Source organism: Stenotrophomonas sp. MYb238 (assembly GCF_009496535.1).
In the GTDB taxonomy this organism is placed as follows: Bacteria; Pseudomonadota; Gammaproteobacteria; order Xanthomonadales; family Xanthomonadaceae; genus Stenotrophomonas.
In genome coordinates, this window is the sequence record NZ_WIDL01000002.1 from 31,562 (window position 1) to 45,472 (window position 13,911).

Here is a 13,911-nt window from a genome sequence, read left to right on the forward strand (position 1 = left end):
GGCAGTACGAGGGCTCGTGGTCGACCAGGTGCTTGGCGTTGGGGCACTGCAGCAGCATGTAGTTGGCGTCCAGGTTGAGCTTCTCCACCAGGAAATCGACGAAGGCGCGCACCTTGGGCGAGACCATGCCGCCGCCGGCGAACACCGCGCTGAAGTCGTAGTCCGGGCCGGTCCAGCCGGCCAGCACGCGCCGCAGCATGCCCGATTCGATGAAGGGCTTGGCCATCACGTCGCTGCTGAGCATCAGCCCTTCGCCGGCCACCAGCATCGAGTTCAGGGCGGCGGTGTCGTTGGCGACCAGCAGCGGGTTGACCGGGAATTCCTGCATCTGCCCGCCGTCCTCGGCCAGCGACCAGACGAAGCGGTTGTTCTGGCTCTGGTGCTGTTTGCGCACCGCCAGCGTGCGGTGGTACTGCAGCTCGTCCGGATGGCGCGGCTCGCCATGGCGCTGGATGTAGGCGGGGCTGGCGAAGACCTGGGTGCGCAGGCTGCCGAGCTTGCGCGCGATCAGGTTCGAGTCGGGCAGGGTGCCGATGCGCAGCGCCAGGTCGGTCTCGCCGGAGATCAGGTCCAGCATCTCGTTGCCCAGGTGCATGTCCACGCGGATTTCCGGGTACTGCGCCTGGAACTGGCCCAGCAGCGGCGCGATCCAGTTGATGCCCACCGAGTACGGCACAGTGAAGCGCAGCCAGCCGCGCGGCCCGGACTGCAGCTGGCTGACCGCGCTCTCGGCCTGCTCGAGCTCGCGGGCGATGCGCTGGCAGTGTTCGTAATAGACGGTGCCGGCCTCGGTCAGGCCCAGGCGGCGGGTGGTCCGGTGCAGCAGGCGCGCGCCCAGCCGCTCTTCCAGTTCCTGCACCTTGCGGCTGACGGTGGTCTTGGGGTGTCCGAGCAGGCGCGCGGCGGCGGTGAAGCTGCCCTGTTCGACCACCTTGACGAAGATCAGGGTGTCGTTGAGATCGTTGGCCATGGGGAGGGTTCCTGCGGCAACGGGATTGTGCCGGCGACGGGACGATTATTCCCTTCAATCCGTACTAATCAAGTATGGATTAGGGGCGTAACTTGGCCGCCTCCGACCAGAACGGACCTGCGGCCATGCGCCTGCGCCACCTTCCCGCTTTCCTGCCGACGCGCCGCGTACCGGCATTTTCCAAAGCCGACCGCCGTGCCCGGCGCGACAACGGCTTGAATCCACTGCACTTCGCCGCCTTGCGGGAAGCGCACATGCCAGCAGCCGCGGCTGGGTACGCTGGGGTGTTTGCCCGTCTGGCGGCCTGCCTTGGCATGGCGTTTGTCCCGCCTGCGGGAGAAAAATTTCCGTGAGCGGGACAGTGGACCTGCCGGAACCGCCCGCCGGCGGAGGCGTTTTCCCGGCATCTGCGCCGATGCGCGCGCCACCGCGCGGTTCCGGCCTCCGTTTCCTCCGGCTGCTGACAGCGGCTGTCAGCAGCCCCACCGCACACTGCGGACCGCACCCGGCCATGGCCCGGACGGCGACCGCCCTGCCACACCTCTTCCCCTCCTGGACGCATGACATGAAAGGTATCTCCAGCCCCTCCCGAACCGCGCGACGCCTTGCCCTGGCCGGCATGTCGGCGCTGGCCATCGCCATCCTCGCCGCGTGCAGCGGCGGCCACGCCCAGGAAGCCGGGGCGCCGCCGGCACCGGAAGTCAGCGCCGCGCCGGTGCTTGTGAAGCAGGTCAGCCAGTGGGACGAGTTCAGCGGCCGCGTCGAGGCGGTGCAGAGCGTGGAGCTGCGCCCGCGCGTGTCCGGCTACATCGACCGGGTCAACTACACCGAAGGCCAGGAGGTGAAGAAGGGCGATGTCCTGTTCACCATCGACGCGCGCAGTTACCAGGCCGAATACGACCGCGCCCGCGCCGAACTGGCCCGCGCCCGCACCCAGGCCACGCTGGCGCGCAGCGAATCCGAGCGCGCCCGGCGCCTGGCCGAGCAGCAGGCCATCGCCGCCGAGACCGCCGAGCAGCGCCGCGCCGCGGCCGACCAGGCCGGCGCCGCGGTGCAGGCCGCGCAGGCGGCGCTGGACGCGGCCCGGCTCAATCTGGAGTTCACACGGGTGCGCGCGCCGATCGACGGCCGCGCCGGGCGCGCGATGGTCACCGCCGGCAATCTGGTCACCGCCGGCGACAGCGCCAGCGTGCTGACCACGCTGGTGTCGCTGGACACCGTGCATGTGTACTTCGACGCCGACGAAGGCACCTTCCTGCGCTATGCGCGGATGGCGCGCACCGGCGAGCGCCCGAGCGAGCGCGACCAGGCGCTGCCGGTGAAGGTGGCGCTGAGCGGCGAGGACGATTTCCCGCACGAGGGAAAGGTCGATTTCCTCGACAACCAGGTCGCGCGCAGCACCGGCACCATCCGCGTGCGGGCGCTGCTGGACAACCGCGACCGCCAGTTCACGCCGGGCCTGTTCGCGCGCGTGCGCCTGCTCGGCAGCGGCGAGTTCGACGCCCTGCTGATCGACGACAAGGCGGTGCTGACCGACCAGGACCGCAAGTACGTGTACGTGGTCGACAAGGACGGCAAGGCGCAGCGCCGCGACGTCGCGCTGGGCCGCAGCGCCGAGGGCCTGCGCATCGTCGAGGCCGGGCTGGCGCCGGGCGACAAGGTGATCGTCGACGGCGTGCAGAAGGTGTTCATGCCGGGCATGCCGGTGCAGGCCAGGGCGGTGGCGATGCAGCGCGCGTCCGCCGCGGCCGCCACCGTCGGCCGCGATGCCACCGCGTTGAACTGAGCCACGTTTCCGCCTGACGCCGGTGGCCTGCCGGCCGCATTGCCTTCGCCCGCATGGGCGAGGGCAGGGCGGCTGCATGCCGGCGGCGGCCATTCCAAGGACTTCCCCAATGGATTTTTCCCGTTTCTTCATCGACAGGCCGATCTTCGCGGCGGTGCTGTCGATCGTGATCTTCGCCGCCGGCCTGATCTCGATCCCGATCCTGCCGATCGGCGAGTACCCCGAAGTGGTGCCGCCCTCGGTGGTGGTGCGCACGGTGTATCCGGGCGCCAACCCCAAGGTCATCGCCGAGACCGTCGCCACCCCGCTGGAGGAAGCGATCAACGGCGTGGAGGGCATGATGTACCTCAAGTCGGTGGCCGGCTCCGATGGCGTGCTGCAGATGACCGTCACCTTCCGCCCGGGCACCGACCCGGACGCGGCGGCGGTGAAGGTGCAGAACCGCGTGGCGCAGGCGCAGGCGCGCCTGCCCGAGGACGTGCGCCGGCAGGGCGTGACCACCCAGAAGCAGTCGCCGACCTTCCTGATGGTGGTGCACCTGACCTCGCCGGGAGGAAAGTACGACACCCTGTACCTGCGCAACTACGCGCGCCTGCACGTCAAGGACGCGCTGGCGCGCATTCCCGGCGTGGGCGACGCGCAGGTCTTCGGCGGCGGCGACTACGCCATGCGCGCCTGGCTGGACCCGGACAAGGTCGCCTCGCGCGGCCTGACCGCCAGCGACGTGGTGCGCGCCATGCGCGAGCAGAATGTGCAGGTCTCGGCCGGCCAGCTGGGCGCCGAACCGCTGCCCGACAGCCGGTTCCTGACCCTGATCAACGCCCAGGGCCGGCTGAAGAGCGAACAGGAGTTCGGCGACATCGTGCTCAAGAGCGGCAGCGATGGCGAGATCGTGCGTTTGTCCGACGTCGCCCGCCTGGAGCTGGGCGCCGGCGACTACACCCTGCGCTCGCAGCTGGACGGCAAGAACGCGGTGGGCATCGGCATCTTCCAGGCCCCGGGCGCCAACGCGCTGGAAATCCGCGACGCGGTCATCGGCAGCATGGAGCAGATGCAGAGGACCTTCCCGGCCGACGTGAAGTACGAGGCGGTGTACGACACCACCATCTTCGTGCGCGACTCGATCAAGGCCGTGGTCTCCACGCTGCTGGAAGCCATCGCCCTGGTGGTGCTGGTGGTGATCCTGTTCCTGCAGACCTGGCGCGCCTCGATCATCCCGTTGATCGCGGTGCCGGTGTCGGTGGTCGGTACCTTCGCCGCGCTGTACCTGCTGGGCTTCTCGATCAACACGCTGAGCCTGTTCGGCCTGGTGCTGGCGATCGGCATCGTGGTCGACGACGCGATCGTGGTGGTGGAGAACGTGGAGCGCAACATCGAGGAAGGGTTGTCGCCGACCGCCGCGGCCCACCAGGCCATGCGCGAGGTGTCCGGGCCGATCATCGCCATCGCCCTGGTGCTGTGCGCGGTGTTCGTGCCGATGGCCTTCCTGTCCGGCGTCACCGGCCAGTTCTACAAGCAGTTCGCGGTGACCATCGCCATTTCCACGGTGATCTCGGCGATCAATTCGCTGACCCTGTCGCCGGCGCTGGCCGCGCGCCTGCTCAAGCCGCATGACGCCGCCAAGGACGCACCGACGCGCATCATCGACCGTCTGTTCGGCTGGGTCTTCCGTCCGTTCAACCGCTTCTTCAAGTCCAGCTCGGAGAAGTACGAGCGTGGCGTGTCGAAGATCCTCGGCCGTCGCGGCGCGGTGTTCGTGGTGTACGCGGTGCTGCTGGTCGGTACCGGCCTGATCTTCAAGCTGGTGCCGCCGGGCTTCATCCCGACCCAGGACAAGCTGTACCTGATCGCCGGCGTCAAGCTGCCGGAAGGTTCGTCGATCGCGCGTACCGATGAAATGCTGCGCAAGGTGGCGAAGATCGCCCAGGAAACCGATGGCGTCGCCCACACCATTTCGTTCCCCGGCCTGAACGCGCTGCAGTTCACCAATACGCCCAACACCGGCGTGGCGTTCATTCCGCTCAAGCCGTTCAACGAGCGCCATGGCCGCACCGCCGCGCAGATCAATGCCGAGATCAACCAGAAGATCGCCGGCCTGCAGGAGGGCTTCGCGTTCTCGATGATGCCGCCGCCGATCCTGGGCCTGGGCAACGGCAACGGCTACCAGATGTTCATCGAGGACCGCGGCAACCTCGGCTACGGCGCGCTGCAGAACGCGGTGCAGACGATGCAGGGCACGGTCGCGCAGACCCCGGGCATGGCCTTCCCGATCACCAGCTACCAGGCCAACGTGCCGCAGCTGGATGCGGAAGTGGACCGCGTGAAGGCCAAGGCGCAGGGCGTGCAGCTGACCGAGCTGTTCGACACGCTGCAGACCTACCTGGGTTCGGCCTACGTCAACGACTTCAACCAGTTCGGCCGCACCTGGCAGGTGATCGCCCAGGCCGACGGTCCGTTCCGCGAGAGCGTCGAAGACATCGGCAGGCTGCGTACCCGCAACGACCGCGGCGAGATGGTGCCGATCGGTTCGATGGTCACGATCAAGGAAACCTATGGCCCGGACCCGGTGCTGCGCTTCAATGGCTACCCGGCCGCCGACCTGGCCGGCGAAGCCGACCCGCGCGTGCTGTCCTCGGCCGAAGCGATGAACACGCTGACCGAGATCGCCGGCAAGGTGCTGCCGGTGGGCATGACCACCGAATGGACCGACCTGAGCTACCAGCAGGCCACCCAGGGCAAGGCCGCCTTCATCGTATTCCCGGTGGCGATCCTGCTGGCCTTCCTGGTGCTGGCGGCGCTGTACGAGAGCTGGTCGCTGCCGCTGGCGGTGATCCTGATCGTGCCGATGACCCTGTTGTCGGCGCTGTTCGGCGTGTGGCTGACCGGCGGCGACAACAACGTGTTCGTGCAGGTCGGGCTGGTGGTGCTGATGGGCCTGGCGTGCAAGAACGCGATCCTGATCGTCGAGTTCGCCCGCGAACTGGAGATGGGCGGCAAGGGCATCGTCGAATCCGCGCTGGAAGCCTGCCGCCTGCGCCTGCGCCCGATCGTGATGACCTCCATCGCCTTCATCGCCGGCACCGTGCCGCTGGTGCTCTCGCACGGCGCCGGCGCCGAGGTGCGCAGCGTCACCGGCATCACCGTGTTCGCCGGCATGCTCGGCGTGACCCTGTTCGGCCTGTTCCTCACCCCGGTGTTCTACGTGGCCCTGCGCAAGTTCGTCACCCGCAACGGTGGTGGCCAGCTGGTGCAGCACGGCGAGCCGACCCTCCATCACTGACATGGAACTCCGTCGCCGCCGGTTACTGCCGGCGGCGGCCTCCCCCTTACAAGGCATGAATCCATGAACTCCCATCAGAACAAGATCGCGCTGGTCACCGGCGCCACCCGCGGCATCGGCGCGGAGACCGTGCGCCAGCTGGCCCAGGCCGGCGTGCACACGCTGCTGGCCGGGCGCAGCCGCGAAACGGCAGTGGAACAGGCGCTGAAACTGCAGGCCGAGGGCCTGCCGGTGGAGGCGCTGCAGCTGGACGTGACCGATGCGGCCGGCATCGCCGCCGCCGTGCGCGAGGTCGAACAGCGCCACGGCCGGCTGGACATCCTGGTCAACAACGCCGGCATCTTCCGCGACGACCTGTCCCGGGCGCCATCGGCGCAGACGCTGGATACCTGGCGCGAGACCTTCGACACCAACCTGTTCGGCGTGGTGGCGACCACCCAGGCCTTCCTGCCGCTGCTGCGCCGCTCCGCGGCGGGGCGCATCGTCAACCTGTCCAGTTCGCTGGCATCGCTGGCGCTGCACAGCGACCCCGGTTTCGAGTTCCGCGACTTCAAAGTGCCGGCCTACGACGCGTCCAAGACCGCGCTCAACGCCTGGACGGTGCACCTGGCCTACGAACTGCGCGATACGCCGATCAAGGTCAACGCGGTCGATCCGGGCTCGGTGAGGACGGACATGAACGAATACGGCGACCTCGACATCGCCACAGGCGCGCGCGGGAGCGTGCGCATGGCGCTGCTCGACGGCGATGGCCCGACCGGCAGCTTCACCCACCTCGGCGAGGTGCTGCCATGGTAATGCGCGCATTGGTCGCGGCGCTGTCCAGCCTGCTGCTGGCCGGCTGCGTCACCGTGGGGCCGGACTACAAGGCGCCGGCGCAGGCGCCGGTGGTCCTGCAGGGCGCAGGGCAGGCGGTGTTCAGCAGCGCCTCGCCCGTCGCCGGCTGGTGGGCGCAGTTCGACGACCCGGTGCTCGGGCAGCTGATGCACGCGGCGCTGTCGGACAACCTGGACCTGCAGGTGGCGCAGTCGCGCGTGCGGCAGGCGAGGGCGGTGTTCGTCGAGCGCCGGCTGGACCAGGCGCCGCACGTCACCGCCGCCGGCAGCCAGGACCGGCGCCGGCAGCCGGAGTTGGCGCAGGGCGGCGAGCGCGTGTCGTCGGAGACCTGGCAGCTCGGTTTCGACGCCGGCTGGGAACTGGACCTGTTCGGCCGCCAGCGCCGCGCCGCCGAGGCGGCACGCGCCGACCTGGATGCCGAATGGGCCAACCTGGTCGATGCGCAGGTGCGCGTGGCCGCCGAGGTGGCGCGCAATTATTTCGAACTGCGCGGCACGCAGAAACGCATCGCCGTGGCCCAGCGCACCCTGGCCAACCTGCGCGATACACAGCGGCTGACCGAGACGCGCTGGGAACTGGGCGCGGGCAGCGAGCTGGACGTGCAGAGCAGCCGCGCCCGCCTGAAGGCGATCGAGGCCGAGATCCCGCTGCTGGACCTGGCCCAGGCGCAGTACCGGCACCGGCTGGCGGTACTGCTGGGGCAGCGTCCGGAGACGCTGGGCGACCTGCTGCAGCCGCGCGAGGTGCCGGCCTTCGCCCGGGCCCTGCCGCTGGGCGACACCACCGAACTGCTGCGGCGCCGCGCCGACGTGCGCGTGGCCGAGCGCCGCCTGGCGGCGGCCACCGCGCGGGTCGGCGTGGCCACGGCCGACCTGTTCCCGCGGCTGTCGCTGACCGGGTTCGTCGGGTTCCTCGGCGGCGATGCCGGCGGGCTGGTCAACGGCGCCAACAAGGCCTGGTCGCTGACGCCATCGCTGAGCTGGGCGGCGTTCGACTTCGGCAGCGTGCGCGCGCGGCTGCGCGCCAGCCGCGCGCAGGCCGATGGCGTGGCCGCCGAGTACGAACAGACCGTGCTGCTGGCGCTGGAAGACGCGGAGAACGCGCTGGCGCGCTATGCCCGGCAGCAGGCGCGGCTGGCGATCGTGGTCGAACAGGCGCAGGCGGCGCGGCGCGCCGAGTCGCTGGCGCAGGTCCGCTACCGCGAGGGCTCCGCCGATTTCCTGGCGCTGCTCGATGCCCAGCGCAACCAGCTCGCCGCCGACGACGCGCTCGCCGCGGCCGAGGCCGAGGTCAACGTCAGCGTGGTGGCGGTGTACAAGGCGCTCGGCGGCTGGGGACAGGCGTCAGCCTCGGCGCCGTCGGTCGTGGTGGTCGATACGCATTGAGTGGCCGGGGAGATGTGGGGCTTGTCCCGCATGAAGCCTTCCCGGTGAAGCCATGCTGGGCAAGCCCGGCATCTACGTGCGTGTTCCCGCAGCCTCCTTGCTCTGTAGATGCGGGGTTCGCCCCGCATGGGTCTTTCCCGCATGAAAAGAGACGGCCAGGTGGCCGCCTCTATGCGCTTTCCATCTTTGCCAGCTGCCCGGATCAGGCCGCGTAAGCCCCGTGCCCGGAAAGCCCGGCACCTACAGGCGCGTTCCCGCAGCCTCCGCATTCCCGTAGATGCGGGGTTCGCCCCGCATGGGGCTTTCCCGCATGAAAAGAGACGGCCAGGTGGCCGCCTCTTTGCGCTTTCCATCCCTGTCATCTGCCCAGATCAGGCCGCGTAAGCCTCGTGCCGGGCAAGCCCGGCACCTACAGGCACGTTCCCGCAGCCTTCGCGTTCCCGTAGTTGCGGGGCTCGCCCCGCATGGGGTTTTCCCATATGGAAAGAGGCGGCCAGGTGGCCGCCTCTTTCCGTTCTCCATCCTTGCTGCCGCGGCGCAGGGATCAGGCCGCGTCGGCCTGCTCGCGGCGCGGGCCTTCGGCCAGCGCGCGGCCGACCATGTCCACCAGCAGGTCCAGCTCGGCTTCGTCCATGCCGAAGTGCGGAGTGAAGCGCAGCGAGTTCTCGCCGCCGTGGATCACGTTGACGCCGTGCGTGCGCAGCCATTCCTCGGTGGAATTGGCGCCGTAGCACTTGAACTGCGGGGCCAGCTCGCAGGAGAACAGCAGGCCGGTGCCCTGCACCTTGGTGATCAGGCCGCCTAGCTTCGCCTTGAGCGCTTCCAGCTTCTGCACCGCCTGCTCGCCGCGTGCGCGGATGTTCTGGCGCACTTCAGGGGTGAGGCGGGCGAGGGTGGCGCAGGCCACGTCCAGCGCGCGCGGGTTGGTGGTCATGGTGTTGCCGTACACGCCCTTGCGGTACAGGTTGGCCGCGTGCCCGGTGACGGCCAGCACCGACAGCGGGAACTGCGCGCCGTTCAGTGCCTTGGAGTAGGTCTCCATGTCCGGCGGGTCCAGGGTCTCGTAGCCCGGGTAGTCGACGAAGGACAGGGTGCCGTGCGCGCGCAGCGCGGCCTGGATGGAGTCGATCAGCAGCAGGCTGCCGTGGGCGCGGGTCAGTTCGCGCGCCAGCTTGTAGAAGCTGGCCGGGACCGCGCGGCCGGGGTCGCCTTCGCCCATCACCGGCTCCAGGAACACCGCCTCGATGAACCAGTTGTGGGCCTTGGCGTCGTCGAACACCTTGCGCAGCGCGGTTTCGTCGTACGGCGCGATGGCGATGACGCTGTCCTCGCCTCGGTAGCTGGCCAGGTAACGGTCGTAGGTCTTGCGGGTCGAGTCCGAATACAGCGCCGGGCGGTCGGTGCGGCCGTGGAAGCTGCCCTTGATGACCACGCGCTTGACCGTGGCGCCGGCATGCGGGGCGCCCGGGTCGGTCTGCAGCTTGGCGTTGATGTCGGCGATGCGCGCGGCCAGGCCGACCGCCTCGGAGCCGGAATTCAGGCACATGAAGTGCGAGAACGGACAGCCGCCGCGGGTGTGGCCGATTTCCTTGCGCAGCGCCTGCACGAAGCGGCGCTGGGACAGGCTCGGGGTCATGATGTTGGCCATCACCTGCGGCTTGGCCGCGGCGGCCAGCACGTCGGCCGGGGTATGGCCGAAGCCGAGCATGCCGTAGCCGCCGGCGTCGTACAGCACCGCGCCCTTGAGCGAGACCACCCACGGGCCGCACGCGGCCAGCGCGATGTATGGCACCACCGCGTCGTCGGCGTAGAAGTTGACGAAGCCGGACTGCATGGCGGCGATCTGGTCCTGCTCGTCCAGGTCCAGCAGGTCGGCGACCTCGTCCTTGATGCGGTTGTATTCGCTGGCCGCCGCGGCGATGGCGCCGACCAGGTCGGGATGGGCGCCGGCCAGGCGTTCGACGGCGGCGTCGTCCAGTCCCGCGGTCAGGCGGGTACCGGCGTGCGCGCGGAGCGCGGCGAGGGGGCCGAGTACGGTCATGCTCATCTCCAGAAGGTCTTGTACAGCCATTATCTGGAGATTCTGGTCATATGGCAGCTGTCATTCCGTCGAAAATCGGGTTAATTTCGTCGAATCGACGAAACTGGTCCGCGTTATGAAGATTTCCCCGGCCGACGAACGCCTGCTGTCCGTGCTGCGCGAGGACGCGCGCGCCTCCACCGCGCAGATCGCGCGGCGGCTCGGGCTCTCGCGCACCACCGTGCAGAGCCGCATCGACCGGCTCGAACAGCAGGGGGTGATCGCCGGCTACACCGTGCGCACCCATGCCGACTACGAACAGGGCCAGGTGCGCGCGCACGTGCTGATCACCGTGTCGCCGCGCAAGATGCCGGCCGTGGTCAAGGCGCTGCGCGACATCCCGGAGGTGCGCAGCCTGCATTCGGTCAGCGGCGCACACGACCTGGTGGCGATGGTGGTGGTCGGCGGGGTCGGGCAGATGGACGTGGTCACCGACGCCATCGGCGTGATCGACGGGGTCGAGCGCACCACCAGCGCCATCATCCTGTCGACCAAGTTCGAGCGCTGAGCAACCCCCTCCACCTCCCGTAGGAGCGGCTTCAGCCGCGAAAGGGCTTTCCCGGCAAAGCCCCTTCGCGGCTGAAGCCGCTCCTACGGGCGCGTGCGCGGGTGCCGGTACAATGGCCTGCTCCCACGTTCGATGCCGCGGCCTTGAAGAAGTCCGATTTCCACTACGACCTGCCCGAGGAGCTGATCGCCCAGGCGCCGCTGGCCGAGCGCTCGGCCAGCCGCCTGCTGGTGGTGCCGCCGGCGCCCGCCGCCTACGACGACCGCCACGTGCGCGACCTGCCGGAGCTGCTGCAGCCCGGCGACCTGCTGGTGTTCAACGACACCCGGGTGATCCCGGCGCGGCTGTTCGGGCAGAAGGCCACCGGCGGCCGGGTCGAGATCCTGATCGAACGCCTGCTCGGCGGCCAGCAGGCCCGCGCCCAGATCGGCGCCAGCAAGTCGCCCAAGCCGGGCAGCCGCATCGCGCTGGACGCCGGCGGGCAGGCCGAGGTGCTCGGCCGCGACGGCGAGTTCTACGTGCTGCGCTTCGACATCCCCGAGCCGCTGGAATCCTGGCTGGTGCACGAAGGCCGGCTGCCGTTGCCGCCGTACATCCAGCGCGAGCCCGGCGCCGACGACCGCGAGCGCTACCAGACCGTGTTCGCGCGCCAGGTCGGCGCGGTGGCGGCGCCGACCGCGGGCCTGCATTTCGACGACGCGCTGCTGGAGCGGCTGCGCGGGCGCGGCGTGCAGTTCGGCCACATCACCCTGCACGTGGGCGCCGGCACCTTCCAGCCGGTGCGGGTGGACGACCTGTCCCGCCACGTGATGCACCGCGAATGGCTCAACGTCGGCGCCGAACTGGTGCAGCAGGTGCGCCGGACCCGCGCCGCCGGCGGCCGCGTGATCGGCGTCGGCACCACCGTGGTGCGCGCCCTGGAAAGCGCGATGCGCGACGGCGAGCTGCATCCGTTCGCCGGCGAGACGCAGATCTTCATCACCCCCGGCTACCGCATCCGCAGCGTCGATGCGATGGTCACCAACTTCCACCTGCCGGAAAGCACCCTGCTGATGATGATCTCCGCCTTCGCCGGCAGGGAGCGGGTGTTCGACGCCTACGCGCACGCCATCGCCGGGCGCTACCGCTTCTTCAGCTACGGCGACGCGATGCTGCTGTTCCCGCAGCCCGGTGCCTGATCCCGCACTTTCCTGCGCCGTCGCCGCCGATCCGCGACAATGCGCGGCAGACCGATCGAAACACACCCATGTCCAGACTGCAGTTCACGCTCCAGAGCACCGACGGCAACGCGCGCCGCGGCCAGCTGTCCTTCCCGCGCGGCACCGTGCAGACCCCGGCGTTCATGCCGGTGGGCACCTACGGTTCGGTGAAGGGCGTGCTGCCCGAGCAGATCCGCGCGCTCGGCGCCGAGATCATCCTCGGCAACACCTTCCACCTGTACCTGCGCCCGGGCCTGGACGTGATCGCCGACCATGGCGGCCTGCACGGCTTCTGCCGCTGGAACGGGCCGATCCTGACCGACTCCGGCGGTTTCCAGGTGTTCTCGCTGGCGCACCGCCGCAAGATCACCGAGCAGGGCGTCACCTTCGCCTCGCCGACCGACGGCGCCCGGGTGTTCCTGGGGCCGGAGGAGAGCATGAAGATCCAGAAGGTGCTCGATTCGGACATCGTGATGATCTTCGACGAGTGCACCCCGTACCCGGCCACCGAGGACGTGGCGCGCAGGTCCATGGAACTGAGCCTGCGCTGGGCGCGGCGCTCGCGCGACGCGCACGACGGCCTGGGCAACGACGCGGCGCTGTTCGGCATCGTCCAGGGCGGGGTGCATGCCGGCCTGCGCAGCCGTTCGGCCGAGGGCCTGCAGCAGATCGGCTTCGACGGCTACGCCATCGGCGGGCTGGCGGTGGGCGAGCCCGAGCACGAGCGCAACGCCATGCTCGAGCACATGCACCCGATCCTGCCGGCCGACCGCCCGCGCTACCTGATGGGCGTGGGCCGCCCGGAGGACCTGGTCGAGGGCGTGGCCCGCGGCGTGGACATGTTCGACTGCGTCATGCCGACCCGCAACGCGCGCAACGGCCACTATTTCACCTCGTTCGGCACGGTGCGCATCCGTAACGCCCGCTACGAGCGCGACATGGACCCGATCGAGCCGGGCTGCGGCTGCCACGCCTGCAGCAGCGGCTACACCCGTTCCTACCTGCGCCACCTGGACCGCTGCAACGAGATGCTGGCGCCGATGCTGGGCACCCTGCACAACCTGTACTACTACGAGAAGCTGATGGCCGACATGCGCGCGGCCATCGAGGCGGGAACCTTCGGCGCCTTCCGCGAGTCCTTCTACGCGGCGCGTGGGGCGGTGGCGCCGGCGCTGTAACGCTTCAAGCCCCTCTGCTTTTTGGGGCAAGGCCGCACGGCCTGCGCGCCACTGGCGCACGTGCGGTCGCGCGCCCACGCCGCTGGCGTGTGCCGGGGGCGCGGAGCGGGGGTTGGGGTGAGGGCAAGGGCGAAGCCTCGTGCGACCGCACACCAAGAGGCTCCGCCCTTACCCTCATCCGCCCCTTCGGGGCGCCTTCTCCCACGGGGAGATAGGGAGGGCGCCTTGCAATCGGCCGCGCCCGCCCCTATGGCATACTTCCCCGCTTGAATCCGTTTCGCGCCGCCGGCCATGGCCGGCGGCGCCCAACAGCAAAGGACACACGATGAACCCGATGGCTATCCTGCTTCCCGTCGCCCAGGCCGCTCCGGCCTCCCCGGGAATGGGCACCTTCCTGCTGCCGATCGCCCTGATCGCGGTCATGTACTTCCTGATGATCCGCCCGCAGATGAAGCGCCAGAAGGAGCACAAGGCGATGCTGGAGAAGATCTCCAAGGGCGACGAGGTGCTGACCAACGGCGGCATCGCCGGCGTGGTCACCGACATCGGCGACAACTTCATCACCGTCGAGGTGGCCGACAACGTCCGCATCCGCGTGCAGAAGGGCGCCATCGGCAACGTGCTGCCCAAGGGCACGCTGAAGTCCGCCGCCTGACCCCGAGTTTCCCTTCCGTCACGACGCGGCGCC

At 69.6% G+C, this 13,911-nt stretch carries 10 protein-coding genes and 1 pseudogene; 9 read left to right on the plus strand and 2 right to left on the minus strand.

Going from position 1 to position 13,911, the window contains the following annotated elements:
* Positions 1 to 40 precede the first annotated feature (40 nt).
* Positions 41 to 970 (minus strand): annotated as a pseudogene (locus CQ393_RS01540) (LysR family transcriptional regulator); the annotation flags it as partial.
* Between the two features lie 125 nt (positions 971 to 1,095).
* On the opposite strand from CQ393_RS01540, the gene CQ393_RS01545 reads away from it, so the two are divergent.
* From CQ393_RS01545 to CQ393_RS01565, 5 genes are all read left to right on the plus strand, one after another.
* The gene (locus CQ393_RS01545; protein ID WP_153189876.1) at positions 1,096 to 1,323 is read left to right on the plus strand and encodes a hypothetical protein; all 228 of its coding nucleotides are present in this window, start codon (positions 1,096 to 1,098) and stop codon (positions 1,321 to 1,323) included.
* A gap of 212 nt (positions 1,324 to 1,535) precedes the next feature.
* Positions 1,536 to 2,756: an efflux RND transporter periplasmic adaptor subunit gene (locus CQ393_RS01550; RefSeq protein ID WP_153189877.1), complete on the plus strand. Its 1,221-nt coding sequence runs from the start codon at positions 1,536 to 1,538 to the stop codon at positions 2,754 to 2,756.
* 109 nt (positions 2,757 to 2,865) lie between these two features.
* Complete coding sequence (locus tag CQ393_RS01555; protein ID WP_153189878.1) at positions 2,866 to 6,036, plus strand: multidrug efflux RND transporter permease subunit; 3,171 nt, start codon at positions 2,866 to 2,868, stop codon at positions 6,034 to 6,036.
* A 63-nt stretch (positions 6,037 to 6,099) separates the two neighbouring features.
* A complete protein-coding gene (locus tag CQ393_RS01560) occupies positions 6,100 to 6,834 on the plus strand; it encodes an SDR family oxidoreductase (RefSeq protein ID WP_153189879.1) in 735 nt (244 codons plus the stop codon).
* A complete protein-coding gene (locus CQ393_RS01565) occupies positions 6,828 to 8,258 on the plus strand; it encodes an efflux transporter outer membrane subunit (protein WP_153189880.1) in 1,431 nt (476 codons plus the stop codon). Before CQ393_RS01560 ends, CQ393_RS01565 begins: the two co-directional genes overlap by 7 nt.
* Before the next feature lie 544 nt (positions 8,259 to 8,802).
* Here the strand turns inward: CQ393_RS01565 and CQ393_RS01570 are convergent.
* A complete protein-coding gene (locus CQ393_RS01570; protein WP_153189881.1) occupies positions 8,803 to 10,299 on the minus strand; it encodes an aminotransferase class III-fold pyridoxal phosphate-dependent enzyme in 1,497 nt (498 codons plus the stop codon).
* Between the two features lie 115 nt (positions 10,300 to 10,414).
* Here CQ393_RS01570 and CQ393_RS01575 point away from each other — a divergent pair, with 115 nt between their 5' ends.
* The 4 genes from CQ393_RS01575 (at position 10,415) to yajC (ending at position 13,878) form a co-directional block, all read left to right on the plus strand.
* The gene (locus CQ393_RS01575) at positions 10,415 to 10,846 is read left to right on the plus strand and encodes an Lrp/AsnC family transcriptional regulator (RefSeq protein WP_153189882.1); all 432 of its coding nucleotides are present in this window, start codon (positions 10,415 to 10,417) and stop codon (positions 10,844 to 10,846) included.
* Between the two features lie 143 nt (positions 10,847 to 10,989).
* Positions 10,990 to 12,024, plus strand: coding sequence for a tRNA preQ1(34) S-adenosylmethionine ribosyltransferase-isomerase QueA (gene queA / locus CQ393_RS01580; protein ID WP_153189883.1), 1,035 nt, complete (start codon positions 10,990 to 10,992; stop codon positions 12,022 to 12,024).
* A gap of 68 nt (positions 12,025 to 12,092) precedes the next feature.
* Complete coding sequence (gene tgt / locus CQ393_RS01585) at positions 12,093 to 13,223, plus strand: tRNA guanosine(34) transglycosylase Tgt (RefSeq protein ID WP_153189884.1); 1,131 nt, start codon at positions 12,093 to 12,095, stop codon at positions 13,221 to 13,223.
* Positions 13,224 to 13,548: 325 nt separating this feature from the next.
* Positions 13,549 to 13,878: a preprotein translocase subunit YajC gene (gene yajC, locus CQ393_RS01590; RefSeq protein WP_153189885.1), complete on the plus strand. Its 330-nt coding sequence runs from the start codon at positions 13,549 to 13,551 to the stop codon at positions 13,876 to 13,878.
* The last annotated feature ends 33 nt before the right edge of the window (positions 13,879 to 13,911 follow it).

Coding starts and splice junctions, on each gene's coding strand:
- CQ393_RS01575 (WP_153189882.1), top strand. CDS start 10,415: ATGAAGATTTCCCCGGCCGACGAACGCCTGCTGTCCGTGCTGCGCGAG.
- yajC (WP_153189885.1), top strand. CDS start 13,549: ATGAACCCGATGGCTATCCTGCTTCCCGTCGCCCAGGCCGCTCCGGCC.
- CQ393_RS01550 (WP_153189877.1), top strand. CDS start 1,536: ATGAAAGGTATCTCCAGCCCCTCCCGAACCGCGCGACGCCTTGCCCTG.
- CQ393_RS01560 (WP_153189879.1), top strand. CDS start 6,100: ATGAACTCCCATCAGAACAAGATCGCGCTGGTCACCGGCGCCACCCGC.
- CQ393_RS01555 (WP_153189878.1), top strand. CDS start 2,866: ATGGATTTTTCCCGTTTCTTCATCGACAGGCCGATCTTCGCGGCGGTG.
- CQ393_RS01545 (WP_153189876.1), top strand. CDS start 1,096: ATGCGCCTGCGCCACCTTCCCGCTTTCCTGCCGACGCGCCGCGTACCG.
- CQ393_RS01565 (WP_153189880.1), top strand. CDS start 6,828: ATGGTAATGCGCGCATTGGTCGCGGCGCTGTCCAGCCTGCTGCTGGCC.
- tgt (WP_153189884.1), top strand. CDS start 12,093: ATGTCCAGACTGCAGTTCACGCTCCAGAGCACCGACGGCAACGCGCGC.
- CQ393_RS01570 (WP_153189881.1), bottom strand. CDS start 10,299: ATGACCGTACTCGGCCCCCTCGCCGCGCTCCGCGCGCACGCCGGTACC.